This window comes from Streptomyces sp. NPDC057939 (assembly GCF_042887545.1).
Lineage (GTDB): Bacteria > Actinomycetota > Actinomycetes > Streptomycetales > Streptomycetaceae > Streptomyces.
The window spans coordinates 431,409-454,653 of sequence record NZ_JBHVPG010000001.1; the positions used below are offsets into that span (position 1 = coordinate 431,409).

20 protein-coding genes and 2 tRNA genes are annotated in these 23,245 nt (G+C 73.1%); 18 read left to right on the plus strand and 4 right to left on the minus strand.

Features of this window, described 5'->3' with window-relative positions:
• Window positions 1-68: 68 nt before the first annotated feature.
• The 7 genes from ACFVS6_RS01965 to ACFVS6_RS01995 all read left to right on the plus strand — a co-directional run bounded on the left by ACFVS6_RS01965 (window position 69) and on the right by ACFVS6_RS01995 (window position 7,488).
• Window positions 69-1,220: an acyl-CoA dehydrogenase family protein gene (locus ACFVS6_RS01965; RefSeq protein WP_389700039.1), complete on the plus strand. Its 1,152-nt coding sequence runs from the start codon at window positions 69-71 to the stop codon at window positions 1,218-1,220.
• A complete protein-coding gene (locus ACFVS6_RS01970; protein ID WP_389699982.1) occupies window positions 1,217-2,245 on the plus strand; it encodes a bifunctional MaoC family dehydratase N-terminal/OB-fold nucleic acid binding domain-containing protein in 1,029 nt (342 codons plus the stop codon). The genes ACFVS6_RS01965 and ACFVS6_RS01970 overlap by 4 nt, the downstream gene beginning before the upstream one ends.
• The gene (locus ACFVS6_RS01975; protein ID WP_389699983.1) at window positions 2,245-3,318 is read left to right on the plus strand and encodes an acyl-CoA dehydrogenase family protein; all 1,074 of its coding nucleotides are present in this window, start codon (window positions 2,245-2,247) and stop codon (window positions 3,316-3,318) included. The genes ACFVS6_RS01970 and ACFVS6_RS01975 overlap by 1 nt, the downstream gene beginning before the upstream one ends.
• Window positions 3,319-3,335: 17 nt before the next feature.
• A complete protein-coding gene (locus ACFVS6_RS01980; protein WP_389700040.1) occupies window positions 3,336-3,731 on the plus strand; it encodes a MaoC family dehydratase in 396 nt (131 codons plus the stop codon).
• Window positions 3,728-4,894, plus strand: a complete 1,167-nt coding sequence (locus tag ACFVS6_RS01985) for a lipid-transfer protein (protein WP_389699984.1) — start codon at window positions 3,728-3,730, stop codon at window positions 4,892-4,894. Before ACFVS6_RS01980 ends, ACFVS6_RS01985 begins: the two co-directional genes overlap by 4 nt.
• 158 nt (window positions 4,895-5,052) lie before the next feature.
• Window positions 5,053-5,586, plus strand: coding sequence for a SigE family RNA polymerase sigma factor (locus ACFVS6_RS01990; protein ID WP_389699985.1), 534 nt, complete (start codon window positions 5,053-5,055; stop codon window positions 5,584-5,586).
• Window positions 5,587-5,838: 252 nt separating this feature from the next.
• On the plus strand, window positions 5,839-7,488 hold the full coding sequence (locus ACFVS6_RS01995) for a long-chain fatty acid--CoA ligase (protein WP_389699986.1): 1,650 nt from the start codon (window positions 5,839-5,841) through the stop codon (window positions 7,486-7,488).
• Window positions 7,489-7,504: 16 nt separating this feature from the next.
• On the opposite strand, the gene ACFVS6_RS02000 is transcribed toward ACFVS6_RS01995, so the two are convergent.
• The 3 genes from ACFVS6_RS02000 to ACFVS6_RS02010 all read right to left on the minus strand — a co-directional run bounded on the left by ACFVS6_RS02000 (window position 7,505) and on the right by ACFVS6_RS02010 (window position 11,971).
• Window positions 7,505-8,080, minus strand: coding sequence for an antibiotic biosynthesis monooxygenase (locus ACFVS6_RS02000; RefSeq protein WP_389699987.1), 576 nt, complete (start codon window positions 8,078-8,080; stop codon window positions 7,505-7,507).
• A 13-nt stretch (window positions 8,081-8,093) separates the two neighbouring features.
• Window positions 8,094-11,411, minus strand: a complete 3,318-nt coding sequence (locus ACFVS6_RS02005) for a PAS domain-containing protein (protein ID WP_389699988.1) — start codon at window positions 11,409-11,411, stop codon at window positions 8,094-8,096.
• Window positions 11,412-11,530: 119 nt separating this feature from the next.
• A complete protein-coding gene (locus tag ACFVS6_RS02010; protein ID WP_389699989.1) occupies window positions 11,531-11,971 on the minus strand; it encodes an SSI family serine proteinase inhibitor in 441 nt (146 codons plus the stop codon).
• Between the two features lie 369 nt (window positions 11,972-12,340).
• Here ACFVS6_RS02010 and ACFVS6_RS02015 point away from each other — a divergent pair.
• From ACFVS6_RS02015 to ACFVS6_RS02025, 3 genes are all read left to right on the plus strand, one after another.
• Window positions 12,341-12,431, plus strand: a tRNA-Ser gene (locus tag ACFVS6_RS02015).
• Between the two features lie 263 nt (window positions 12,432-12,694).
• Window positions 12,695-12,767: transfer RNA gene (locus tag ACFVS6_RS02020), tRNA-Arg, on the plus strand.
• Window positions 12,768-12,877: 110 nt separating this feature from the next.
• Window positions 12,878-13,243 carry a PH domain-containing protein gene (locus ACFVS6_RS02025; protein WP_389699990.1) on the plus strand — a complete coding sequence of 122 codons (366 nt, stop codon included), beginning with the start codon at window positions 12,878-12,880 and terminating at the stop codon, window positions 13,241-13,243.
• Window positions 13,244-13,348: 105 nt separating this feature from the next.
• Here ACFVS6_RS02025 and ACFVS6_RS02030 read toward each other — a convergent pair whose 3' ends face one another.
• Window positions 13,349-14,263 (minus strand): SMP-30/gluconolactonase/LRE family protein, encoded by a 915-nt coding sequence (locus tag ACFVS6_RS02030; protein ID WP_389699991.1) that lies wholly within the window; start codon window positions 14,261-14,263, stop codon window positions 13,349-13,351.
• 107 nt (window positions 14,264-14,370) lie between these two features.
• Between ACFVS6_RS02030 and ACFVS6_RS02035 the strand changes: the two genes are divergently transcribed.
• From ACFVS6_RS02035 to ACFVS6_RS02070, 8 genes are all read left to right on the plus strand, one after another.
• Window positions 14,371-14,805, plus strand: a complete 435-nt coding sequence (locus tag ACFVS6_RS02035) for an Lrp/AsnC family transcriptional regulator (RefSeq protein ID WP_389699992.1) — start codon at window positions 14,371-14,373, stop codon at window positions 14,803-14,805.
• On the plus strand, window positions 14,802-15,683 hold the full coding sequence (locus tag ACFVS6_RS02040; RefSeq protein ID WP_389699993.1) for a DUF2797 domain-containing protein: 882 nt from the start codon (window positions 14,802-14,804) through the stop codon (window positions 15,681-15,683). Before ACFVS6_RS02035 ends, ACFVS6_RS02040 begins: the two co-directional genes overlap by 4 nt.
• A gap of 129 nt (window positions 15,684-15,812) precedes the next feature.
• On the plus strand, window positions 15,813-16,151 hold the full coding sequence (locus ACFVS6_RS02045; protein WP_389699994.1) for an antibiotic biosynthesis monooxygenase family protein: 339 nt from the start codon (window positions 15,813-15,815) through the stop codon (window positions 16,149-16,151).
• The gene (locus ACFVS6_RS02050; protein ID WP_389699995.1) at window positions 16,135-17,025 is read left to right on the plus strand and encodes an amidohydrolase family protein; all 891 of its coding nucleotides are present in this window, start codon (window positions 16,135-16,137) and stop codon (window positions 17,023-17,025) included. Before ACFVS6_RS02045 ends, ACFVS6_RS02050 begins: the two co-directional genes overlap by 17 nt.
• A gap of 131 nt (window positions 17,026-17,156) precedes the next feature.
• On the plus strand, window positions 17,157-17,924 hold the full coding sequence (locus ACFVS6_RS02055) for a response regulator transcription factor (RefSeq protein WP_389699996.1): 768 nt from the start codon (window positions 17,157-17,159) through the stop codon (window positions 17,922-17,924).
• Between the two features lie 104 nt (window positions 17,925-18,028).
• Window positions 18,029-19,507: a sensor histidine kinase gene (locus ACFVS6_RS02060; RefSeq protein WP_389699997.1), complete on the plus strand. Its 1,479-nt coding sequence runs from the start codon at window positions 18,029-18,031 to the stop codon at window positions 19,505-19,507.
• A 25-nt stretch (window positions 19,508-19,532) separates the two neighbouring features.
• A complete protein-coding gene (locus ACFVS6_RS02065; RefSeq protein ID WP_389699998.1) occupies window positions 19,533-20,921 on the plus strand; it encodes a glycosyltransferase in 1,389 nt (462 codons plus the stop codon).
• A complete protein-coding gene (locus ACFVS6_RS02070) occupies window positions 20,918-23,122 on the plus strand; it encodes a glycosyltransferase family 39 protein (protein ID WP_389699999.1) in 2,205 nt (734 codons plus the stop codon). The genes ACFVS6_RS02065 and ACFVS6_RS02070 overlap by 4 nt, the downstream gene beginning before the upstream one ends.
• Window positions 23,123-23,245 lie beyond the last annotated feature (123 nt).

The window sequence follows — 23,245 nt, forward strand, 5'->3', positions numbered from 1 at the left end:
GACATCGCCACTAAATCTGACGGACAGTCAGGTTCACTCTTCTGATGTCCCGCCGGGAGGCCCGCGCCGTGCACCTCGCCCCGACCGAAGGCCAGTTGCGGCTGCGTGCCGAACTGCGCGCGTACTTCCAGAACCTGCTGCCGGACGGGGTGCCCGCGGACCCCGCCGCGCAGCGCGAGGTCCTGCGCCGGATCGGCGCCGACGGACTGCTCGGCCTCGGCTGGCCCGTGGAGTACGGCGGCCAAGGGCGCGGCGCCGACGAGCAGTTCGTGTTCTTCGACGAGGCCTACCGGGCGGGCGCTCCCGTTTCCATGGTCACGCTCAACACCGTCGGCCCCACGCTCATGAAGTACGGGACCCAGCAGCAGAAGGACTACTTCCTGCCCCGGATCGTCAAGGGCGAGGTCGTCTTCGCCATCGGCTACTCGGAGCCCGAGGCGGGTACCGACCTCGCCTCGCTGCGCACCCGGGCCGTCCGCGAGGACGACGCATGGGTGATCGACGGGCAGAAGATCTTCACGTCCAACGCCCAGAACGCGGACTGGATCTGGCTCGCCTGCCGTACCGACCCCGAGGCCCCGAAACACAAGGGCATCTCGATCGTCCTGGTACCGACGGACAGTCCCGGCTTCGCCTGGACCCCGATCGACACGGTCGGCGGCCTCACCACCACGGCCACCTACTACGACTCCGTGCGCGTGCCGGCCGGTCACCTCGTCGGCCCCGAGCACGGCGGCTGGGGCCTGATCACCAACCAGCTGAACCACGAACGCGTCGCTCTCGCCGCCATCGGCATGCAGGCCGAGGACTTCTACGAGGCGGCGCTGAGCCACGCCCGCACCCCCGACCCGGCCACCGGCGAGCGTCCGGCCGACCGGCCTTGGGTGCGGTCCCGGCTGGCCGAGGCGCACGCCCGGCTGGCCGCCGTACGCCTCCTCAACTGGCGCCTCGTCCAGGACGTGGGTGCGGGAGCCCTGGCCCCCGGCGACGCCAGCGGGGTGAAGTTCCTCGGCACCGAGTCCACCGTCGAGGTGTACCGGATGTGCCAGGAGGTGGTCGGCGAGGACGCCCTGGTCCGGGGGCCCGACGCGTTCGCCGGCGGTGAGCTGGAGCGGATGAACCGGGCCGCACAGATCAACACCTTCGGCGGCGGGGTCAGCGAGGTCCAGCGGGAGATCGTCGCGATGATGCGGCTCGGCATGAAGGGGAGGAAGCGATGACCGGGGCACAGGACGCCGAGCAGGCGGACCCGTTCCACGAGCGGCTGAAGGCCTTCGAGGGGCGGCCCGCCGCCACGGCGGGACGCGCCAAGGACGCGGTCAACGAGCCGATGATCCGGCACTGGTGCGAGGCGATGGGCGACGCGAACCCGTCCTACGCGGGACCGGAGGCCATCGCACCGCCCACCATGCTCCAGGCGTGGACCATGGGCGGGCTGTCCGGCCACACCGACCGGTCCTCCGCGCACGACGAGCTGTTCGGCCTCCTCGACGCCGCGGGCTGCACCTCCGTGGTCGCCACCGACTGCGAGCAGGAGTACCTGCGGCCGCTGCGACCGGGGGACGCGGTGACCTTCGACGCGGTGATCGAGTCGGTCTCGGCGCGCAAGACGACCAAGCTGGGCAGCGGGTACTTCGTGACGACCCGGATGAACGTCCACGCGAACGGCGAGCTCGCCGGAACGCACCGCTTCCGCATCCTCAAGTACGCCCCGGCCGCCAAGCCCGCCCCCGCCGCTTCCCCGAACGCCTCCGCCGCCCCTGCCACAGCCGTCGCGGCGCCCGCCGACCGAAAGCCGGCCGACCGAAAGCCGGCCGACCGGAAGCCCGCCGATCGAACGCCCCCCGCCCGTCGCCCCCGCCCGGTGATCAACCGCGACAACCGGGGCTTCTGGGACGGGATCGCGCGGCAGCAGCTCCTCATCCAGCGCTGCACCGGCTGCGCCACCCTCCGCTTCCCCTGGCTCCCCGGCTGCAACGCCTGCGCCGGCACGGAGTGGGACACCGTCGAGGCCTCCGGCGCCGGCACGGTGTTCTCGTACGTCGTCATGCACCACCCCCCGTTCCCGGCCTTCGATCCCCCCTACGCGGTCGCGCTCGTCGAACTCGCCGAAGGTGTACGGATGGTCAGCAACATCACCGGCGTCCCCCACGACAAGGTGCGCATCGGGATGCCCGTCCAACTGGAGTTCCTACGGGTCGACGAGGAACTGGAACTGCCCGTCTTCCGGGGGAGCGAGGGCTGATGGACTTCCACCCCACCGAGGAACAGGCCGCCGCGGCCGGACTCGCCGCCACGATCTTCGGCGACCTCGCCACGCACGAGCGCCTCGCCGCCGCGGGCACCGGCAGCGACGCCGAGCTGTGGAAGGCCCTCACCGCCGCCGGACTCACCGCCGCGATCGAGGACGTCGGCCTGCTCGGCCTCGTCCTGCTGCTGGAGGAGCAGGGCCGCACCACCGCCCAGGTGCCGTACGCCGCGACCTGCGCGTACGGGATCCTGCCCCTGATGCGGCACGGCAGCGACGCCCAACGTGCCCGCCTGCTGCCCGCCCTCGGCACGGGCGAGGCCGTGGTCTGCGGGGCCTTTCCCGCCCGAGGCCGGATCACGGCCTCGCCGGAAGGGCGGCTCACCGGCACCGCGCCGTTCGTGCCCTGGCTGCGGGACGCCACGCACGTCCTGGTCCCGGACGCGGACCGCGCCCTGTGGCTCGTACGGACCGACGCGCCCGGAGTACGGACCACCCCGGTGGAGACCACCGCGCCCTGGGCGGCCGGACGGCTGGACCTGACCGGTGTCGACGGGGAGCGCCTCGGTGACGGCCCCGGGGCGTACGAGGACACGCTGGCCGTGGCACGTACCGCCTTCGCCGGGCTCCAGGCGGGCGTTTGCGCCGGCTCGCTGGCCCGGGCCGTGGAGTACACCTCCACCCGCGAGCAGTTCGGTCGGCCGCTGTCCACGAACCAGGGCGTCATGTTGCGTGCCGCCGACGCCTACATGGACACCGAGGCGATCCGGGTCACCGCGTACGAGGCCGCCTGGCGCATCGACGCGGGGCTGACGGCGGACACCCACGCCCTGACGGCCGGCTGGTGGGCCTCGGAGGCCGGCAAGCGGGTCGTGCACGCGGGCCAGCACCTGCACGGCGGCATGGGCGCGGACCTGGACCACCCGGTGCACCGGCACTTCCTGTGGGGGCGCCAGCTGGACGCGTACCTGGGATGCGGCAGCGAGTTGCTGGCCGAGCTGGGCACGCTCCTGTCCGAAGACGGCGCGGCGACCGCCGCGGCCCCGGCCACCGAAGGGGACTTCGCATGAACGCCGGCGACACACCGCTGAAGGTCGGCGACACGCTGCCGCCCCTGGAGATACCGGTGACCCGCACGTTGATCGTCGCGGGCGCCATCGCCTCCCGCGACTACCAGGACGTGCACCACGACGCCGTGCTGGCCCGGGAGAAGGGCTCCCCCGACATCTTCATGAACATCCTGACCACCAACGGCCTCGTCGGCCGGTTCGTGACCGACCGGCTGGGCCCGCGCACCGTCCTGCGCAAGGTCGCCATCCGGCTGGGAGCCCCCAACCACCCGGGCGACACCATGACCCTCACCGGGACCGTGACCGCCCTCGACGGGACCACCGCCGAGATCGGGATCGTCGGAGCCAACGGCCTCGGCCGGCACGTCACCGGAACGGTCACCGTGTCCCTGCGCCCGGGGAGCACCGCATGAGCGTGCGCACCCGCGACGAACTCGGCGGCCGGGCCGCCATCGCCGGCATCGGCGCGACGGAGTTCTCCAAGGACTCGGGCCGCAGCGAGCTCAAGCTCGCCGTCGAGGCCGTGCACGCGGCCCTCGACGACGCCGGGCTGACCCCCGCCGACGTGGACGGCATGGTCACCTTCACGATGGACACCAGCCCCGAGATCACCGTCGCCCAGGCGGCCGGCATCGGAGACCTCTCCTTCTTCTCCCGGATCCACTACGGCGGCGGCGCGGCCTGCGCCACCGTCCAGCAGGCCGCCCTGGCCGTCGCCACCGGGGTGGCGGAGGTCGTCGTCTGCTACCGGGCCTTCAACGAGCGGTCGGGCCGCCGTTTCGGCTCCGGCGTCCAGCAGCGGGAAGCCTCGGCGGAGGGGGCGGCCCTCGGTTGGTCCCTGCCCTGGGGTCTGCTCACCCCGGCCTCCTGGGTGGCGATGGCCGCCCAGCGCTACCTGCACACGTACGACCTCACTCCCGAGGCGTTCGGCCACGTCGCCGTCACCGACCGGCGGCACGCCGCCAACAACCCCGCCGCCTACTTCCACGGGAAGCCCATCACCCTCGCCGACCACGCCGCCTCCCGGTGGATCGTGGAGCCGCTACGGCTGCTGGACTGCTGCCAGGAGACCGACGGCGGCCAAGCCCTCGTCGTCACCACCACCGAGCGGGCGCGGGACCTGCGGCAGGCTCCCGCCGTGATCACGGCCGCCGCGCAGGGAGCCGGGCGCCGCCAGGAGGCGATGACCTCCTTCTACCGCGACGACCTCACCGGGCTCCCGGAGATGGACGTGGTCGCCCGCCAGCTGTGGCGCACGAGCGGACTGCGCCCCTCGGACATCGACGTCGGCATCCTGTACGACCACTTCACCCCCTTCGTGCTGATGCAGCTGGAGGAGTTCGGCTTCTGCCGGCCCGGTGAGGCCGCCGACTTCGTCGCGGCCGACGCGCTGCCGCTCAACACCCACGGCGGCCAGCTCGGGGAGGCCTACCTGCACGGCATGAACGGCATCGCCGAGGCCGTCCGTCAGCTGCGCGGCACCTCCGTCAACCAGGTCGGGGGAGCCGCGCACGCCCTGGTCACGGCCGGTACCGGGGTGCCGACCTCGGGCCTGATCCTCGGAGTCGACCACTGACGTACGGGGCCGGGGGCGCCGCGTTCGCCCACGGGAGCCGGGCCGTGCCCCTCCACCTGAAGGAGGTGGGGCACGGCCCGGTCCTACAACCTGAGATGGACCCCCCTTCGGCACCTGGGGCCGATCCGGTGGGCCCGGGCCGCTCCTAGCGTGGAGACATGACCACGCCTGTGTGCACGCTCGCCTCGAACCCGACGCCGTACCCGTCGTTCTCGGCGTACGTACGGACCCGCGGCACGGTCCTGATGCGCACCGCGCGCTCGCTCACCGCCAACCCGTGCGATGCGGAGGACCTGCTCCAGACGGCCCTCGCCAAGACGTACGTCGCCTGGGACCGCATCGAGGACCACCGTGCCCTGGACGGCTACGTCCGGCGGGCCCTGGTCAACACCCGCACCTCCCAGTGGCGCAAGCGCAAGGTCGACGAGTTCGTCTGCGACGAGCTCCCGGAGGTCGAGGTGCCGCCGGCCGCCGACCCCGCGGAGGCGCAGGCCCTGCGGGACGCGATGTGGCGTGCAGTGACCCGGCTGCCCGACCGTCAGCGGGCCATGGTGGTCCTGCGCTACTACGAGGACCTGAGCGAGGTGCAGACCGCCGAGGTGCTCGGGGTCTCGGTCGGCACCGTGAAGAGTGCCGTCTCCCGGGCCCTGGTCAAGCTCCGCGAGGACCCGGAACTGACCCCGGTGCGCTGAGCACACCCGCCCGTTCCCCGGGGACGGTCGTTCGTTTCACGTGAAACACGAACCTGCCCACCCCCTTGTTTCACGTGAAACACGAGGTTCCGCACCCGCTCGTTTCACGTGAAACAACGCCACCCGCGACTCCGTACGGTGATCGTCGTAGCTGTTTGTACTCCCGGGTAGTGACAGACCGACCGGTATGTGCGCAGAATCGGCAGCATCCGAAAGCCGCCGCAGCGCCGCAGCGCTCACCGGGAGGACGCTTTGCTGAGCACCATGCAGGACGTACCGCTCCTCGTCACCCGCATACTTCGACACGGGATGACGATCCACGGAAAGTCCCAGGTCACGACCTGGACCGGGGAGGCAGAGCCGCACCGACGCAGCTTCGCCGAGATCGGTGCCCGCGCCAACCGTCTGGCCACCGCCCTGCGCGACGAGCTCGGCGTCCAACAGGACGACCGTGTGGCGACGCTCATGTGGAACAACGCCGAGCACGTCGAGGCGTACTTCGCGATCCCGTCCATGGGCGCCGTCCTGCACACGCTCAACCTGCGTCTGCCTCCCGAGCAGCTGGTCTTCATCGTCAACCACGCCGTGGACCGGGTCGTCCTGGTCAACGGCACCCTGCTGCCGCTCCTCGCACCGCTGCTGCCGCACCTGCCGACCGTCGAGCACGTCGTCGTCGCGGGCATCGGCGACCGCTCCGCCCTCGACGGTCTCGACGTGCGCGTGCACGAGTACGAGGAACTCATCGCGGGCCGCTCCGACCACTACGACTGGCCCGAGCTGGACGAGCGCCAGGCCGCGGCCATGTGCTACACCTCCGGCACCACCGGCGACCCCAAGGGCGTCGTCTACTCGCACCGGTCCATCTACCTGCACTCCATGCAGGTCAACATGGCCGAGTCGATGGGGCTGAGCGACAAGGACACCACCCTCGTCGTCGTCCCGCAGTTCCACGTGAACGCCTGGGGCCTGCCGCACGCCACCTTCATGACCGGCATCAACATGCTGATGCCCGACCGGTTCCTCCAGCCCGCCCCGCTCGCCGAGATGATCGAGCGCGAGAGGCCCTCCCACGCCGCGGCCGTCCCCACCATCTGGCAGGGGCTGCTGGCCGAGGTCACCGCCCACCCGCGGGACCTGACCTCGATGAAGCAGGTCACCATCGGGGGCTCGGCGTGTCCGCCCTCCCTGATGGAGGCCTACGACCGGCTCGGCGTCCGGCTGTGCCACGCCTGGGGCATGACCGAGACCTCCCCGCTGGGCACCATGGCACACCCCCCGGCCGGCCTGAGCGCCGAGGAGGAATGGCCCTACCGGGTCACCCAGGGCCGTTTCCCGGCGGGCGTCGAGGCCCGTCTCGTCGGCCCCGGCGGCGACCACCTGCCCTGGGACGGCGAGTCCGCGGGCGAGCTGGAGGTGCGCGGCACCTGGATCGCGGGCGCCTACTACGGAGGCGCGGCCGGTGAACCCGAGCGCCCCGAGGACAAGTTCAGCGCCGACGGTTGGCTCAAGACCGGGGACGTCGGCGTGATCAGCCCCGACGGTTTCCTCACCCTCACCGACCGGGCCAAGGACGTCATCAAGTCGGGCGGCGAGTGGATCTCCAGCGTCGAGCTGGAGAACGCCCTCATGGCCCACCCCGAGGTGGCCGAGGCCGCCGTCGTCGCCGTCCCGGACGACAAGTGGGGCGAGCGTCCGCTGGCCACCGTCGTCCTCAAGGAGGGCGCCACCGTCGACTACGCGGGGCTGCGCGACTTCCTCGCCGGGTCGATCGCCAAGTGGCAGCTGCCGGAACGCTGGAGCCTGGTCGCCGCCGTACCGAAGACCAGCGTCGGCAAGTTCGACAAGAAGGTGATCCGCAAGCAGTACGCGGAGGGCGCCCTGGACGTCACCACCCTCGGCTGACCGGAGGCCGGGGCGGTCAGCCGCGCGTGAGCCACGGCCGCAGCAGCCTGCTGACGGCCGGCATGGCCACGTAGGTCATCAAGGTGCTGAAGACGACGGCGAACGCGGCCGTCCGCAGCACGAAGTGGAGGTCCACCAGGTACGGCCCGAGCACCGCGTTGCCCGCCAGCGAGATCGGGAAGATGGCCAGCCCCGAGCTGATCACCATCTTCCAGCGCGGCGGCGCGGGCCGGGTCGTGCCCGGCTTGGCGAACCAGGTCTCCATGCCGTGCAGTTCGCGCCGGGCTATCTCCGTGTGGTGGTGGCCGAGGCAGTTCGAGAACCACTGCGCCCGCTCCGGCGAGTCCTGCCAGCGCGCCAACGCGTCCTGGTTGCGGAAACGGTGCACGAGGAACCACGGCCCGCCCTCCACCGCGGGCCGGAACAGCCCGTACCCGAGGTGGTCGGGGAAACCGGCGGCCGTCTCCAGGATCCCGTGCGCCCACGCCTCGAACGTCTCCTCGTGGCCCGCCTCCACCTGCCGGGCTATCAGGAGGCTCACTTCGCCGTTGTCGGCGGGGACGGTCTGCTCGGACGTGTCGGTGATGGCCATCGGCCCAGGATGACTAGTTGGTGCCGATCTTGGCCAGCAGGTCCACGATGCGGCCCTGCACGTCCGTGGTCGTCGCCCGCTCGGCGAGGAACAGCACGCTCTCCCCCGAGGCCAGTCGCGGCAGTTCGGACGGCTCGATGCCGGCGGTCGTGTAGACGACCAGCGGGGTGCGGTTCAGCTGCCCGTTCGCGCGCAGCCAGTCCACGATCCCGGCCCGCCGGCGCCGGACCTGCATCAGGTCCATGACGACCAGGTTGGGCCGCATCCGGCTCGCCAGCTCCACGGCGTCGGTGTCGGCGCCCGCCCGCGCCACCTGGAGGCCGCGCCGCTCCAGCGCCGCGGTCAGGGCGGTGGCGATCTCCGTGTGCTCCTCGATCAGCAGCACCCGGGAGGGGTGCTGCTCGCTGTCGCGCGGCGCCAGCGCCTTCAGCAGCACGGCCGGATCCGCGCCGTACGCCGCCTCCCGCGTGGCATGGCCCAGTCCGGCCGTGACCAGTACGGGCACCTCGGCGGCCACCGCGGCCTGACGCAGCGACTGGAGGGCGGTACGGGTGATCGGACCGGTCAACGGGTCGACGAACAGCGCTGCGGGGAACGCCGCGATCTGGGCGTCGACCTCCTCGCGGGAGTGCACGATCACCGGACGGTAGCCCCGGTCGCTGAGCGCCTGCTGGGTCTGCGCGTCGGGCGCGGGCCACACCAGCAGCCGGCGCGGGTTGTCCAGCGGCTCCGGAGGCAGCTCGTCGTCCACGGGCCGCGGTACGGGCCGGTTGACGACCTCGACGGCGCCACCGGGGCCGTCCAGCGGCTCGGGCCCCTCGGCGGAGCCCGCCTCGGGCGCCCCTATGGCGAAGGCGCGCCCCTGGGGCGCCGGTTCGGAGAGCCGGCGCCGCCGGCCCGAGCCGGAACCGCCCTGCCCCGCACCGTTCGTGTCGCCCGCGCCGGGGTCCACGGAGATGCCCTGACCCAGGGTGCCGAGCGCGCGCACGCTGATCGGCTGCCCGGCGGTCGCCGGGGCGCCGGCGGGGCGGCGCGCGCCGGGAACGGGGGCCGGAGCGGCCGCCGCGTCGTCCTCGGAAGCGGTGCGGGCCGACGGCACGGGCCAGGCCGGCGCGGCGGGCACCCCGCGGCGCCTACCGGTCGGGTGCGCGGGGTCCTCGGCGTCCTCGGCGGAGGCCTCGGGCACCTCGGGCTCGGCGCCCGCGGGTGCGCCGAGCACCCTGCGGGCCCGGCGTCCGGCGGACGGGTCGGCGTCGGCGTCGGCCTCGGCGGGAGCGGGGGCCGAACCCGCCATGGCGGGGGCCTGCGGAGCGGCCGGAGCCGGACCGGCGGGCAGCGCGAAGCCGCCCTCGGGAGCGATGGGCCGGGGCGCGGCGAGCCCGGCCGCCGGAACGGGACCACCGGGCTGCGCCGCCGGAGCGACGGGGCCCAGCGCCCGGCGACGTCCGGCCGGATGCTCGGTGACGGGGACCGGGGGCACCGCCGGTACGGGTGGCAGCGCGGGCATGCCGGTGCCCCGCGGGGGCACGGGCCGGCCGGCTTCGCCCCGCTCGGCGTCGGCGCTGCCGTCGCCGTCCCGGCCGCGCCTGCGTCCGGTGCCCAGCCCGGCGGGGTTCACCGGGGACTGCGCGAGCTCCGCGGGACCGGAGTCGGCGGGGCTGCCGTCCGCCCGGCGCCGCCCGGACGGCAGCGCGAGCGCGCCCCCGCCCTCGCGGGCCCCGGGGGCCTTCGCCTCGTCGGCGCCGTCCTCCAGGAAGGCGTCCACCCCGCGCCGAGCCCGGCGCCCACCGGGGCCGTTGCCACCGGACGCCGCCCCGGCGTCCGGGCCGCCCTCGGGAGCCGCGGGCTCCTCGGGAGGCTCCGGCAGGGTCACCGTCCCGGCGCCCGAGCCCAACGGCAGTTCCAGCACGTACGCGCCGCCGGGCGCGCCCGGCACCTCCACCGTCTGCAGGACGCCGCCGTGCGCGGCGACGATGCCCCGGACGACCGGCTCGTGCACGGGGGTGCCGCCCTCGTGGGGGCCGCGCACCTCGATCCGTACGACCTCGCCGCGCTGGGCGGCGGCGACCACGATCGTCGAGTCCCCGTACCCGCTGCCCTGGGCGGTCTTGCCGGTGGCGTCCACTCCGGCGACGTCCGCGACCAGGTGCGCGAGGGCGGTCGCGATGCGGTCCGCGTCCACCTCGGCCTCGATGGTCGGGGCGTGCACGGCGAACTGCACCCGGCCGGGGCCGATCAGTTCGACCGCGCCGTCGATGCCGGCCGAGACGACGGTGTTGATCAGGACGTTCTTCTTCTTGAGCTTCTCGGCGCCCGCGTCGAGCCGCTGGAAGGCGAGCACGTTGTCCACCAGCGCGGTCATCCGCGAGTACCCGGCGGCCAGGTGGTGCAGCAGCTGGTTGGCCTCGGGCCACAGCTGGCCCGCGTCGTCGGCCGCCAGGGTGGCCAGTTCCCCGCGCAGCTCGTCGAGGGGGCCGCGCAGCGAATCGCCGAGGACGGCCAGCAACTGGGCGTGGCGCGCGGCGAGGGCGTCGTAGGCCCGCCGGTCGGTGAACGTCATGACGGCGCCGACGAGGAGCTCCCCGTCCCGTACGGGCGAGGTCGTGAGGTCGACGGCGACGGGCTGTCCGGACTTGTTCCAGAGCACCTGCCCGCGGACCCGGTGCTTGCGGCCGCTGCGCAGGGTGTCGGCGAGGGGGGATTCGTCGAAGGGGAACGGCGAGCCGTCGGCGCGCGAGTGCTGGACCAGCCCGTGCAGCTCGCGGTTGCCGAGGTCGGTGGCGCGGTAGCCGAGGATCTGCGCGGCGGCGGGATTCACCAGGACGACCCGGCCGTCGGTGTCGGTGCCCACCACGCCCTCGGCGGCGGCCCGCAGGATCATCTCGGTCTGCCGCTGCGATCGGGCCAGTTCGGCCTCGGTGTCGACGGTTTCGGAGAGGTCGCGCACGACGAGCATCAGCAGCTCGTCACCGGTGTAGGCGGGCTGGGGCTCGCGGTAGGCGTCCCGGCCGTCGAGGTGGGCGCTGGTGACCTCGACGGGGAACTCGGAGCCGTCGGTACGACGCGCGGTCATCCGCTTGGGCTTGGAGCGGCCCTCTTCGTCGTCGCCGGGCCGGCGCATCGAACCGGGGATCAGCTTGGAGTCGAACTCCGGCAGCAGGTCCAGTACGCCGCGTCCGACGAGCCCCGTGCCGGGGCTCTCCATCACCGCGAGGGCGATCGAATTCGCGTTGACGACCGTGCCGTTGGCGTTGACGAGCAACAACGCGTCCGGGAGCGCGTCGAGTATTGCTGCGAGGCGAGCAGCGCCTCGGGATGGCCTGCTGCTCACGACGAGCTTCCTCCCTGACCACGACTACCGGCATGTCACGGGAGGAGTCTAAGGGCACGGCCCCGCGGGGAGGTGGCGGATGTACGGGGGAAACCGCGCATCCCGCGCATACTCCCAGGTCAGGAACGCGCACTCGGAAGCACAGGTTCCAGGTCGTTCCACCGGGCGATGTCGCATCCGTTCTGCCGCCGGAAGGTGCTGTCCACCTTCTCGCCGCGCCACGTACCGGTGACGCGGGCGGTCGCGGGACCCCCGTCCTGGAAGGTGCAGATCTGCCGCTTCGGCTCGGGCGCGAAGGGGTTCTTGCCCTGCCGGGCGAGCTCGTCGAGACGCGCGCAGGCCTTCTTCGCCTCGGGGTGGTTGCCGGCGACGGGGTCGCACTCCAACCGGTACTCGCCGTCGAGGAACCGGTTGCCGGTCTCGGAGACGGCGATGGTGAGGTGGTCGGGTTCGGGGGCGGACAGCAGCCGTGCCACCGGCAGGGACGGCAGCGGCGGCAGGGGGCCGGCGACCGCTGCGGCCAGGGCTGAGGTGACGGCGAAGGCGGCGAGACGCAGCATGGGGCACTCCAGGTCGTCCGTACGTCGTACGCCCCACCAACGACGCGCCGGCTCCGATGTTGCGTACCGGGCGGGGATGTCTGCCGTACGTGTGCCGCACGTGTGTGCCGTGACCGGCCGGCCCGGGGTGCCTTCCGGGGCCGTGACCGATCCCGGAAGGCCGGGGGAGGACGGACGGGCACGCGCGCGGCGGGCCGCCCCGCGGACGGCGGTTCGCCCCGCGCGGCACCCGGCCGCCGCGCGGCTTTCGCGGGAAGGGCTTAAGGCTTTGCCCTGCGCCCCCGGCTCCTTGTACCGTGGGAGCGGATTGGTGAGCGGCCCTGCGGCTGTGTCATCATCTGCACGCACCTTCGTACGCGGGGGTGTGCTGGAGGCGTCGCCTAGTCCGGTCTATGGCGCCGCACTGCTAATGCGGTTTGGGGCTTACCCCCCATCGAGGGTTCAAATCCCTCCGCCTCCGCACCTGACGAAGCCCCGGTCCACACGGACCGGGGCTTCGGTGCGTTCCGGGGTGTTGACTCGGGCGGCCCGGCACCGGCCGGTCGTGCGCGGGAGGGCCCGTGCGAGGGCGCGCCGGACTCCCCCGAGGGCGACCGGACGATCTTCTTCTGAGGCGTTTTCGCAGGTCAGAAGGGGTGGGGCTAATGGATTTCGCGTCCCGCCGAGGTCCATGTATTGTTGTTCTCGCAAGGCCAACGGGGCGCAAAACCCCGGGAAGCCCAAGCACTCGTAGCTTAACGGATAGAGCATCTGACTACGGATCAGAAGGTTGCAGGTTCGAATCCTGCCGAGTGCACAGCCGAAAAGGCCCCCCGGTTCACCGGGGGGCCTTTTGCGTTGCCTTGACATCGCCGTCGCTAGCCTTCGAAGGACCGTTGATCATTTCGATCCTTCGAGGGGGGACCCATGGGTCTGTTCGGGAACGCGCACACCGTCGATCCGGTTTCGGCGCAGCGGGACTACGCCCGGCTGCTGGGGAACGGCGAGCAGGTGCACGCCGCCTTCCTGCTGATCCGGGACACGATCCTGTTCACCGACCGGCGGCTGGTCCTCGTCGACAAGCAGGGGCTCACGGGGAAGAAGGTGGAGTACCACTCGATCCCCTACCGGAGCATCACGCACTTCTCGGTGGAGACGGCCGGTCACTTCGACATGGACGCCGAGCTCAAGATCTGGATATCGGGTGCCCCGGCGCCGATCGAGAAGACCTTCACCAAGGGCGTCGACATCTACGAGGTGCAGGCGATCCTGACCCAGTTCGTCGCCCGATAGTCGGCACCGGTGTCGGTGCCGGTGTCGGCCCCCGGGGCCCTGCCGACGCGGGCCCCGACGGTGGGGTCGTGTTTCACGTGAAACACGACCCCGGTCGGTCGGTGGTCAGGTCCGGACGCGCGGCAGGCCCGTCACGGACATCACCAGCGAGTAGAGCGAGGTGGTGGCGGTGATGAAGAGGCGGTTGTTCTTCGGGCCGCCGAAGGCGATGTTCGAGACGGGCTCCGGGACGTGCACGCGGCCGATGAGGTCACCGTCCGCCGCATGGCAGTGCACCCCCGAATCCATCGCGGCCGCCCACAGTCGGCCCTCGTCGTCGAAGCGGATGTTGTCGACCCCGGGGCAGGTCGCGAAGACGCGGTCTCCGCTGAGGGTGCCGTCCGCGGCGACCTCGAAGGCGCGGATGTGGCCGGCGCGGGTGTCGGCGGCGTACAGCTCCCTCTCGTCCGGGGAGAAGACCAGCCCGTTCGGGCCGAGGAAGTCGTCCGCGACGAGGCGGACCTCACCGGTGGTCGGGTCGGCGCGGTAGAGGTTGCAGGCGCCGATCTCGCTCGGCGCCCGGTGTCCCTCGTAGTCGCTGGTGATGCCGAAGTCCGGGTCGGAGAACCAGATGGAGCCGTCCGAGCGGACCACCGCGTCGTTCGGGCTGTTGAGCCGCTTGCCGTTCCAGCGGTCGGCGATCACCGTGATCCGCCCGTCGTGTTCGGTCCGGGTGACGCGGCGGTTGCCCTGCTCACAGGTGATCAGGCGGCCCTCGCGGTCCAGGGTGTTGCCGTTGGAGTGGCCCGCGGGGGAGCGGAACACCGAGACCGCGCCCGTGGTCTCGTCCCAGCGCAGCATCCGGTCGTTCGGGATGTCGCTCCACACCAACTGGCGCCAGGCCGGTAGGTACAGGGGCCCCTCGGCCCAGCGGCAGTCGTCGTACAGCCGCTCCAGGCGGGCGTCGCCGTTGGCGCAGCGGCCGGTACGGAAACGTTCGTCCAGGATCTCGTACAGGCCGAGGTCGGCTATGGCTGACATTCTTCCCCTTGTATTCCAGTTCTCCGAATGGTGTTCGGTGTGATGGTGAGATTGCAGGATCAGGTACCGTCTTCGCAAGAGCTGCCGGCTCATGAGAGGAAGATCGCGTGGACGACATCGACCGGGCGCTCGTCCTGTGTCTCCAGCAGGACGCGGGTCAGTCGTACGCAGCCCTCGGCGCCGCCGTCGGGCTCTCGGCCGGGGCGACCCACGAACGGGTGCGCAAGCTCCGCGAACGCGGGGTCATCCGGCGGACCACCGTCGACGTCGACCCGGCCGCCGTGGGCAGCGGGGTGCTCGCCTACGTGATGGTCGACTCCCGCACGTGGATGGGCGAGGCCGGGCCCGCGTTCGAGGCGATCCCGGAGATCCAGGAGGCCCACGTCATCGCCGGCAGCGCCTCCGTGCTGGTCAAGGTCCGCACGGCCTCCACCGAGCAACTGCAGGACGTACTGCGCCGGCTGTACGCGATCGACGGGGTCAGCGGCACCCACGCCACCGTCGTCCTCGACACCTTCTTCGAACGGCCGCTCCCGCTGTGACCTGGAGGTGCACCGGGATCCGATGGGCGGCCGGGCGCCCCGCCATCGGCTGGACCGGCCGCGCGGACCGCGACAGCCCGCTCGCCCTCGGGCAGCGGCTGGCCTTCACCACCCTGGGCGAACGACGCTGCCTGGGCGTGCGGCGGGCCGGCAGGCGCACCCCCTGCCCCACCGGACAGGCGGTACCGGGCCGCATCGGGAACGCCCAGTGCCCCGAGTGCGCCCGGCTGGACCGGTCCTTCTCGGTGGCCGCCGACACCAACGTCGCCGACCCGCGTCCCTACCGGGTCTACCTGGCGTGGTTCGGCCCCGACACGGTCAAGGTCGGCATCACGGCCGAGGAACGCGGCCCGGCCCGCCTCCTGGAGCAGGGCGCGGTGACGTGGACCTGGCTGGGGCGGGGCCCGTTGATGGCCGCGCGCCGCACCGAGGAACTGCTGCGCGCCGCCCTCGGGGTCCCGGACCGGATCGCCTACGCGCGCAAGCGCGTCCTGCGCGGCATGCTGCCCCCCGAGCCGGAGCGGGCCCGTGAGGTCGCCGAGCTGCACGCCCGGTCGGCCGCCCTGCCCGGATGGCCGGAATCCCTGGAGCGGCTGCCCTGCGAGGTCACCGACCACGCCGGCCCGTTCGGGTTGGCCGGGCTGCCGGTGCCCGTCCGGGTGGTCACGGAGCTGGTGCCGGGCGGGACGGTGGCGGGCGTGCCGGTGGGCGCGGCCGGGCCGGACCTGCACTTCGCCGACGGGCTCGTGCTGGACGGCCGGCTCCTGGCCGGGTGGGAACTGGTCGCCGTACCCGCGGAGGTGGAGGTCGTCACCGACGTGCCGCTCGCGGAGATCGCCCCGCCGGCTCCGGAGACCGCGCAGGACGGGCTGTTCTGACCGGTCGGGGACGCCCCCCCCGGGGGGTGGCGACCGCACGCGCCGGGCAAGGTCAAAACTTGGATCCCTTTGGCCTTCCGGGGCCGATTGCGGTGGACATGCCGGAGCCGTCGACCGAGGGTGGTGGGCATGAGCATCCAGCCCGTGCCGGCGTTCGAACCGCCTTACGTCATGGCCGTCTTCAGCAATGTCCGCACCCCCGACGAGAGCGGATACCCCGAGACCAACGCCCGGATGAACGAGATCGTCGCGGAGAACCCCGGCTTCCTCGGATACGAGTCCGCGCGCATCCCCGGCGGCCTCGGCATCACCGTCGCCTACTTCCGCGACCACGAGTCCCTCACCGTCTGGAGAGAGGACATGGAGCACCAGGCGGCCATGAAACAGGGCCGCGCCCACTGGTACGACAGCTACACCCTGCACGTCGCGACGGTCGAACGGAGCCACGGCTTTGTCCGCAACGGCTGAGACGGTCCGGACGGTCCGGGCCTTCCGGGAGCGGCTCGGGCTGCCGGGACTGGTCGACGTCCACACCCACTTCATGCCCGAGCGGGTCCTGGACAAGGTGTGGGAGTACTTCGACGCGGCCGGCCCGCTGACCGGGGTCGAATGGCCCATCACCTACCGGCACGAGGAGGAGCAGCGCATCGCCCTGCTCCGGGAGTTCGGGGTCCGGGCCTTCACCGCCATGCTCTACCCACACAAGCCGGAGATGGCCGCCTGGCTCAACTCCTGGGCCGTCGGCTTCGCCGCCCGCACCCCCGACTGCCTGCACACCGCGACCTTCTTCCCGGAGGAGGGAGCCGCCGCGTACGTGCGCCGCGCCCTCGACGCCGGGGCCCGCGTCTTCAAGGCGCACCTCCAGGTCGGCGGCTACGACCCGAACGACGACCGGCTCGAACCGGTCTGGGGCATGCTCGCCGAGGCCGGCACCCCCATCGTGATCCACTGCGGTTCGGGCCCCGTCCCGGGCAAGCACACCGGCCCCGAACCGATCGCCCGGCTGCTGGCCCGCCACCCCCGGCTTCCCCTGGTCGTCGCGCACATGGGCATGCCCGAGTACGCGGACTTCCTGGACCTCGCCGACCGGTACCCGGAGGTCCGCCTCGACACCACCATGGCCTTCACCGACTTCTCCGAGCAGTTCAGCGGCTTCCCGCCCGGGGACCTCGGGCGCCTCGCGGACCTCGGCGACCGCATCCTGCTCGGCACAGACTTCCCGAACATCCCCTACCCCTACGAGCACCAGCTGGAGGCCCTGGAACGCCTCGGTCTCGGCGACGACTGGCTGCGGGCCGTCTGTCACGACAACGGCGCCCGACTGTTCCGCCTCGACGGCTGACGCCCGGCTGCAGCCCGGCGCTCCGGGCCCGCGACCCCGGACCGGGCCGCCCGCCGACCCCTCCGGCGTTTCTCAGGAGATTCACAGGAAGGGGCAAGAACGCTCTCAGAGGCGGCGGCCAGCGTGAACCCATGACTGCGACGACCACCTCCCACGCGTCCACGTCCACCGGCAACCCGACGGCCCTCGTGCGCCCCGACGGGGGACCCTGCCGGGTCCTCGTCGTCGACGACGAGGCCTCCCTCTCCGAGCTGCTGTCCATGGCCCTGCGCTACGAGGGCTGCGAGGTCCGCAGCGCGGGCGACGGGGCGGGCGCCGTTCGGGCGGCGCGGGAGTTCCGGCCGGACGTGGTCGTGCTGGACATCATGCTCCCGGACATGGACGGCCTGGCGGTGCTCGGCCGACTGCGGCGGGAAATCCCGCAGGTGCCGGTGCTGTTCCTGACGGCCAGGGACTCGGTCGAGGACCGGATCGCGGGCCTGACGGCCGGCGGCGACGACTACGTCACCAAGCCGTTCAGCCTGGAGGAGGTCGTGGCCCGGCTGCGCGGCCTGGTCCGCCGTTCGGGCGCCGCGCAGGTCGCACGCGGCGGCTCCGTCCTGGCCGTCGGGGACCTGCGGCTCGACGAGGACAGCCACGAGGTGGTCCGGGGCGGCCAGGAGGTCCACCTGACCGCCACCGAGTTCGAGCTGCTGCGCTACCTCATGCGCAACCCGCGCCGCGTGCTCAGCAAGGCGCAGATCCTGGACCGCGTCTGGTCCTACGACTTCGGCGGCCAGGCCAACGTGGTGGAGCTCTACATCTCCTACCTGCGCCGCAAGCTGGAAGCGGGCACCGGCCTGCCCCCGATGATCCACACCCGGCGCGGCGCGGGCTACCTCATCAAGCCGGCCGAGTAGTGCCCCTACGCCTCCCCCGGCCGGCCCGCCGCACGGCCCCCCGTGCCGGTCGCCGCTCCGGTCGCCGGCCGTGGTCCCTGCGGACCCGGCTGGTGGTTTCGGCGGTGGCGCTGATCGCGGTCGTCGGCGCGGCCATCGGTACCGTCACCACCCTCGCGCTGCGGTCCTACCTGGTCGACCGGCTCGACGAGCAACTGAACGTCTCCCTGGGCATCGCGGTCCGGGGCCCCGGCGCGGGCAAGGCGGCCCGGGACAACGCCCTCGGCTTCGTCCTGGCCCCCGGAAACCCGCAGAACACCGCCGGGATCCGCCTCGACCCCACCGGCAAGGTCCTCGGTACCGCCCGCAGCACACCCGCCGACGGATCCGCGCCCGATCACCTGCGCGCCCTCACCGAGGCCCAGACCGAGGCCCTGGCCGGTGTCGCGCGCAAGGCCGCGCAGGGCGGCGGCGCGCCCGTGGAGCTGGAGCTGCCCGGCCTCGGGGGCTACCGGGCGCAGACCGCGCCCGGCGGGAGCCTGGTCCTCGCGATCCCGCTCCGCGACGTCGACCGTACGGTGCACACCCTGATCGGGGTCGAGGTCTCCGTCACCCTGGCCGGGCTGATCGCCGCCTCCCTCGCCGGACAGGCCCTGGTCGGGGTCGCCCTGCGGCCGCTGCGCCGCGTCGCCGCCACCGCCACCCGGGTCTCCGAACTGCCCCTGCACAGCGGGGAGCCCGCCCTGCACGAACGGGTCCCCGACGCCGAGGCCGATCCCCGTACCGAGGTGGGCCAGGTAGGCGCGGCACTGAACCGGATGTTGGGCCACGTCTCCTCCGCGCTCACCGCCCGCCAGGAGAGCGAAACACGGGTCCGGCAGTTCGTCGCCGACGCCAGCCACGAGCTGCGCACCCCGCTCGCCTCCATCCGGGGGTACGCCGAACTCACCCGCCGGGGGCGGGAGGAACCCGGCCCCGACACCCGGCACGCACTGGGGCGGATCGAATCCGAGGCCACCCGGATGACGGGCCTCGTCGAGGACCTCCTGCTCTTGGCCCGGCTCGACGCCGGCCGCCCGCTGTCCGCCGACGCCACCGACACCGACCTCGCGCCGCTCGTCGTGGACGCCGTCAGCGATGCCCGGGCCGCCGGCCCGGGCCACCACTGGCGGCTCGACCTCCCCGACGAGCCCGTACCCGTACGCGCCGACCCGGCCAGGATCCAGCAGGTGCTGGTGAACCTCCTGGCCAACGCCCGCACGCACACCCCGCCCGGCACGACGGTCACCGCGCGTGTTTCACGTGAAACATCCGCCGTCCGGCTGCTGATCGAGGACGACGGGCCCGGCATCCCGCCCGAGCTGTTGCCCCACGTCTTCGAACGGTTCGCCCGGGGGGACGCCTCCAGATCCCGGGCGGCCGGATCCACCGGCCTCGGACTCGCCATCGTCCACGCCGTCGTCTCGGCGCACGGCGGACGGGTCGGCGTGCGCAGCGCACCCGGCCGGACCTCCTTCGAGGTGCACCTGCCGCTCGCCCCCGCCCAGGACCTCGGCGACCACGCGGACTCACAGACGGGGCACAGGCTCAGCACACAGCGGTGACAGGCCGCCCCGCGAGGGTCGTCCCATGTCAACCGACGCCTCTCCCGGGGCCCTTCCGGCACGGACGCCCCTCGCGCCCCTGCCCGGTGTGCCCGTACTCGACGTGGTGATCCCGGTCTTCAACGAGGAGAAGGACCTCGGCCCCTGCGTCCGCCGGCTGCACGCCCACCTCACGCGCACCTTCCCCTACCCCTTCCGCATCACCATCGCCGACAACGCGAGCACCGACCGCACCCCGCAGGTCGCGGCCGCCCTCGCCGTCGGGTGCGCGGAGGTGCGCAGCGTCCGGCTGGAGGAGAAGGGCCGCGGCAGGGCCCTGCGCACCGTCTGGTCCCGGTCGGAGGCGCCCGTCCTCGCGTACATGGACGTGGACCTCTCCACGGACCTGAACGCCCTCCTGCCACTGGTCGCCCCCCTGATCTCCGGTCACTCCGACCTCGCGATCGGCACCCGGCTCGCCCGTTCCTCGCGGGTGGTGCGGGGCGCGAAGCGGGAGTTCGTCTCACGGGCGTACAACCTGCTGCTGCGTTCGTCGCTCGCCGCCCGGTTCAGCGACGCCCAGTGCGGGTTCAAGGCCGTCCGCGGCGAGGTCGCCGAGCGCCTGCTGCCCCTGGTGGAGGATTCCGGCTGGTTCTTCGACACCGAACTGCTGGTGCTCGCCGAGCGGGCCGGCCTGCGCATCCACGAGGTCCCCGTGGACTGGGTCGACGACCCCGACTCCACCGTCCACATCGCGCGCACCGCAGCCGAGGACCTCAAGGGGATGTGGCGGGTGGGCCGGGCCCTGGCCGTCGGAGCGCTCCCCCTCGACCGGCTCGCCCGACCCTTCGGGGACGACCCCCGCGACCGGACCGCCCTGCCCGGCGTCCCCCGGGGGCTGGCCCGCCAGCTCCTGGGCTTCTGCGCCGTCGGGGCCCTGAGCACCCTCCTCCACCTGTTGCTCTACTCCGCCCTGCGGGGCGCGATCGGACCGCAGGGCGCCAACGCTGCCGCCCTGCTGCTCTGCGCCGTCGCCAACACCGCCGCCAACCGGCGGTTCACCTTCGGCGTACGCGGTCGGGCCCGGGCGATCCGCCACCAGGCCCAGGGCCTCGTCGTGTTCGGCATCGGGCTGGCCCTGACCAGCGGTTCGCTGGCCGCGCTCGCCGCGGCCGGCGCCGAGCCGTCGCACGGCACCGAACTGGCCGTCCTGATCACCGCGAACCTCGCGGCCACCGTGCTCCGCTTCCTGCTCCTGCGGTCCTGGGTCTTCCCCGACCCGGCCCCGCGGCCCACGACCCCGATCGACCTCGGGACCCCGGCGGACCTCATCACCCCGATCCACCCCGTGAACCCGATCCGTCCCGTGACCCCCATCCACCCCACGCCCCAGACGGACCCCACCGCCGTCCCGACGACCCAGGAGGGCCCGTGACCACGGCCGCACTGCCGCTCTTCCCACCAGCCGCACCCGAACCCGCACCCGTCACCCTCCCGGCGACGGCCGTACGGCCGCGCTGGGAACGGCCCGCGTACGTCGCCCTGCTCCTGTGCACGGCCCTGCTGCTCCTCTGGAACCTGGGCGCGTCGGGCTACGCCAACTCCTTCTACTCCGCGGCCGTCCAGGCCGGTTCGGAGAGCTGGAAGGCCTTCTTCTTCGGCTCCTCCGACGCCGGGAACTCCATCACCGTCGACAAGCCCCCGGCCGCCCTGTGGCCCATGGCGCTGTCCGTACGACTCTTCGGGCTCGGCTCCTGGCAGATCCTCGTCCCGCAGGCGCTGATGGGCGTGGGCGCCACCGCGGTGCTCCACGCCTCCGTACGACGTCAGTTCGGGCCCGGCGCGGCCCTGCTCAGCGGCAGCGCCTTCGCGCTCACACCGGTCGCCGCGCTCATGTTCCGCTTCAACAACCCGGACGCGCTGCTCACCCTCCTGCTGACCGTCACCGTGTACTGCGTACTGCGCGCCCTGGAGGGGGCACACACCCGCTGGCTCCTCTGGGCCGGTGTCGCCGTCGGCTTCGCCTTCCTCACCAAGACCCTCCAGGCCTTCGTCATCCTGCCGCCCCTCGCCCTGCTGTACGCGGTCTGCGCGCCGACCCGGCTGCGCCGGCGCCTGGCCCAGCTGCTGTCGGCGGGGGTGGCCGCGGTGGTGGCGGGCGGCTGGTGGGTCGCCGTGGTGGAGCTGTGGCCCGCGGCCTCCCGGCCGTACATCGGCGGCTCCCAGAACAACTCCTTCCTTGAACTGACCCTCGGCTACAACGGCCTGGGCCGGATCAACGGGAACGAGACCGGCAGCGTCGGCGGCGGTGGCCGCCCGGGCGGCGGTGGCGGCGGTGGCGGCTGGGGCGAGACCGGCATCGACCGGCTCTTCTCGGCCAATGTGGGAGGGCAGATCTCCTGGCTGCTGCCCGCCGCCCTGATCCTGCTGGTCGCCGGTCTGGTGATCACCTGGCGGGCCCGTCGGGCCACCGATTCCCTGGAGGGAATGGCCCGCGCGGCCTTCCTCGCCTGGGGCGGCTGCCTGCTGATCACGGCCGTGGTCTTCAGCTGGATGCAGGGCATCTTCCACGAGTACTACACCGTCGCGCTGGCGCCGTTCGCGGCCGCCCTGACCGGGATGGGAGTGGCCCTGCTGTGGGAGGAACGGGGTTCCCGGGCCGCGGCGTTCACCCTCTCCGGGACCCTCGCGCTGACCGCGTACTGGTCCTTCGTCCTGCTCGGCCGGTCCGACGGGTACCTGCCGTGGCTGCGGTGGGCGGTCCTGGTGGCGGGCGGGACCGCCGCGGTGGCGCTGGCCCTCGGCGCCCGCCTCGACCGGCGACTGCTGCGGGCGACGGCGGCACTGGGGTTGGCGGCCGCTCTGGCGGGCCCGCTCGCGTACTGCCTGACCACCGTGAGCGCCGGCCACACGGGCTCCATCGTGACGGCCGGTCCGGCCGTGGCGGGTGGCCGCGGCGGCCCCGGCGGAATGCGGCAGGGGCCCGGCGGCGAGGCCCCGCCCGGGGGCTTCCCGGCGGGTGCACCGGTTCCCGGCGGACGCGGGGGCGGCATGAACGCCACGGACGGCACCGACGGCACGGGCGCCGCGGACGGCCGCGCCGGCCGGGGCGTCCCGGGTGCCGACGGCGGCGCCGGCCGTGGACCCGGTGGCGCGGGCGGCATGGGCGGGTTGCTCGGCGGCACCCGGGTCGGGGCGGAGGCCGAGGCGGCCCTGCGGAAGGACGCCGACCGGTACACCTGGGCGGCGGCGGCCGTCGGGTCGCAGAACGCGGCGAGCTACCAGCTGGCCTCCGGCGAACCGGTGATGGCCATCGGTGGGTTCAACGGGAGCGACCCCTCCCCGACCCTGGAGCAGTTCCAGGCCTACGTGAAGGCCGGCCGCATCCACTGGTTCATCGCCCAGGCCGGAAACCAGGCCTCCGGAAACCAGGCCTCCGAGAACCAGGCCTCCGGGAACCAGGCCGCCGGAAACCGTCCCGGCGCCCCGGCCGCCACGACCCCCGGTGGCGGGGGCGGCGGTGGAGGCCGCCCCGGCGGGGCCGCGGGGTCCGCCATCGAGAGCTGGGTGAAGGCCAACTTCGAGGCCACCAGCATCGGCGGGACCACCTTCTACGACCTGACCGGCGCGTCCTGATCCACGTCCTGATCCGCGTCCTGATCCCACCCCGATCCGGGCGGCGGGGCGGAGGCACCCCCTAGCATCAAGAGGGCGGACCGGGCATTCCGGGCTGATCCCCCTGTGGTGAGGAGGGTGCCT

Bases quoted from the DNA above. Each gene is read 5' to 3' on its own strand.
- ACFVS6_RS01975 (WP_389699983.1), top strand. From the start codon at position 2,245: ATGGACTTCCACCCCACCGAGGAACAGGCCGCCGCGGCCGGACTCGCC.
- ACFVS6_RS02045 (WP_389699994.1), top strand. From the start codon at position 15,813: ATGAGCATCCAGCCCGTGCCGGCGTTCGAACCGCCTTACGTCATGGCC.
- ACFVS6_RS01970 (WP_389699982.1), top strand. From the start codon at position 1,217: ATGACCGGGGCACAGGACGCCGAGCAGGCGGACCCGTTCCACGAGCGG.
- ACFVS6_RS02055 (WP_389699996.1), top strand. From the start codon at position 17,157: ATGACTGCGACGACCACCTCCCACGCGTCCACGTCCACCGGCAACCCG.
- ACFVS6_RS02000 (WP_389699987.1), bottom strand. From the start codon at position 8,080: ATGGCCATCACCGACACGTCCGAGCAGACCGTCCCCGCCGACAACGGC.
- ACFVS6_RS01985 (WP_389699984.1), top strand. From the start codon at position 3,728: ATGAGCGTGCGCACCCGCGACGAACTCGGCGGCCGGGCCGCCATCGCC.
- ACFVS6_RS02030 (WP_389699991.1), bottom strand. From the start codon at position 14,263: ATGTCAGCCATAGCCGACCTCGGCCTGTACGAGATCCTGGACGAACGT.
- ACFVS6_RS02065 (WP_389699998.1), top strand. From the start codon at position 19,533: ATGTCAACCGACGCCTCTCCCGGGGCCCTTCCGGCACGGACGCCCCTC.
- ACFVS6_RS01990 (WP_389699985.1), top strand. From the start codon at position 5,053: ATGACCACGCCTGTGTGCACGCTCGCCTCGAACCCGACGCCGTACCCG.
- ACFVS6_RS02010 (WP_389699989.1), bottom strand. From the start codon at position 11,971: ATGCTGCGTCTCGCCGCCTTCGCCGTCACCTCAGCCCTGGCCGCAGCG.
- ACFVS6_RS02025 (WP_389699990.1), top strand. From the start codon at position 12,878: ATGGGTCTGTTCGGGAACGCGCACACCGTCGATCCGGTTTCGGCGCAG.